Source organism: Streptococcus sp. C150, from assembly GCF_000187445.1.
Taxonomy (GTDB): domain Bacteria; phylum Bacillota; class Bacilli; order Lactobacillales; family Streptococcaceae; genus Streptococcus; species Streptococcus raffinosi.
Map to the genome: position 1 here is coordinate 557,610 of NZ_GL698449.1, position 2,404 is coordinate 560,013.

General features: G+C 44.7%; 1 pseudogene. It reads left to right on the forward strand.

The features are described from left to right. Positions 1-2,404: pseudogene (locus HMPREF0848_RS10980) on the forward strand (CshA family fibrillar surface protein C); the annotation flags it as partial.

The window sequence follows — 2,404 nt, forward strand, 5'->3', positions numbered from 1 at the left end:
CATTTGATGATGGCTCAACTACCAAGACAGTAGACGGCGTTGGTACCTACACAGTAGCAGCAGACGGAACCGTAACCTTCGTACCTGAGAAAACATTTACTGGAACTGCACCAGCAGTGACGGTTGTTCGTGAAGATAAGAACGGAACCAAAGCTTCTGCAACTTACACACCAACTGTAACTCCTGTAACACCGACAGCGACACCAGTTGAAACAACAGGTAAGCAAGGTCAAACTCAAACAGGTAAGCCTGAATTTACTGAAGGCGACAGCCGTGTGCCAATGAACGATGATGTTCCAGCAACATTTGATGATGGCTCAACTACTAAGACAGTAGACGGCATTGGTACCTACACAGTAGCAGCAGACGGAACTGTAACTTTTGTTCCTGAGAAAACATTCACAGGTAAAGCACCAGCCGTAACGGTTGTTCGTGAAGATAAGAACGGAACTAAAGCCTCTGCAACTTACACACCAACCGTAACTCCAGTAACTCCAACTGCAATACCAGCTGAATCTACTGGACCTCAAGGTCTTGTTCAAACTGGAACTGTAATCTTTACTAAGGGTGACGAAGTTGCTCCAATTAACAAGGATTCGATCACTCTTCTTGATGAAAATGGTCAACCAGCAACATCAGTAGAAGCGAAATCACCATTAGGTAACGTAATCGGTACATACACCGTTGATAAAGATACAGGTGTAGTGACTTTCACACCGACAGATAAATCTTATTCAGGTGATGTTGTCCCAGTTAAGGTTCAAGCAGCTGATGCCAATGGAACTACAGTTGAAACAACTTATACACCGAAGATTACTCCAGTTGTTCCAACTTCTGAAGATGCTACATCGACAGATATCCAAGGTCAAACACAATCTGGTAGACCAACCTTCACAGAAGGAAATCCAAATGTTCCAATTGATGGAGATACTCCAGCGACCTTCGAAGACGGCTCAATTACGAAGACCATTCCTGGTGAAGGAACTTACACTGTTTCTCCAGATGGAACCGTAACCTTCGTACCAGAAAAATCATTCACTGGAACTGCTACAGGCGTAACAGTGAAACGCGTGGATAAGAACGGTACTGAAATCACAGCTAAGTACACACCAACTGTGACACCAGTAACTCCAACGGCTACACCAGCTGAATCAACAGATATTCAAGGTGCTACTTAAACAGGTAAGCCTGAATTTACTGAAGGTGACAGCCGTGTACCAATGAACGATGATGTTCCAGCAACCTTCGATGATGGTTCAACTACGAAGACTGTCGACGGTGTTGGTACTTACACAGTAGCAGCAGACGGAACCGTTACATTCGTCCCAGAAAAATCCTTCGTCGGAACAGCACCAGCTGTAATAGTGGTTCGTGAAGATAAGAACGGAACAAAAGCTTCTGCAACTTATACACCAACCGTAACACCAGTTACCCCAACTGCAGAAGATACAACATCTACTGACAAACAAGGTCAAACGCAATCAGGTACACCAACCTTCACACCAGGTAATCCAAATGTTCCAATGGATGATGATACACCTGCAACATTTGACGATGGCTCAACTACGAAGACCATTCCAGGTGAAGGAACATACACTGTTGCTCCAGACGGAACCGTAACCTTTGTTCCAGAAAAATCATTCACTGGAGAAGGTACAGGAGTAACGGTTAAACGTGTCGATAAGAACGGTACTCCAGTTACTGCTAAGTACACACCAACTGTGACTCCAGTAACACCAACTGCAACACCAGCTGAATCTACTGGACCTCAAGGTATTGTTCAAACTGGAACAGTAACCTTCACTGAAGGTGACCCAGTTGCACCAATTGATAAGGATACCATTACTCTTCTAGACGAAAATGGTCAGCCAGCAGCTTCAGTAGATGCGAAATCACCAGCCGGTGACGTGATTGGTACCTTCACCGTTGATAAAGAAACAGGCGTTGTAACCTTCACACCGACTGATAAATCTTACTCAGGAGAAGTCGTTCCAGTTAAGGTTCAAGCAGCTGATATAAACGGAACTGTCGCTGAGACAACTTACACACCGAAGATCACTCCAGTTGTACCAACTGCTGATCCTGCAACATCTACAGACATCCAAGGCCAAACACAAACAGGTAAGCCTAAATTTACTGAAGGCGATAGCCGTGTACCAATGAACGATGATGTTCCAGCAACCTTTGATGATGGTTCAACAACTAAGACTGTTGAAGGTGTTGGAACTTACACAGTAGCAGCAGACGGAACAGTAACCTTTGTTCCAGAAAAATCATTTACAGGAACAGGTACAGGAGTAACGGTTAAACGTGTAGATAAGAACGGTACCCCAGTTACAGCAACTTACACCCCAACAGTAACTCCTGTGACACCAACAGCGACACCAGCAGAATCAACTGGTCC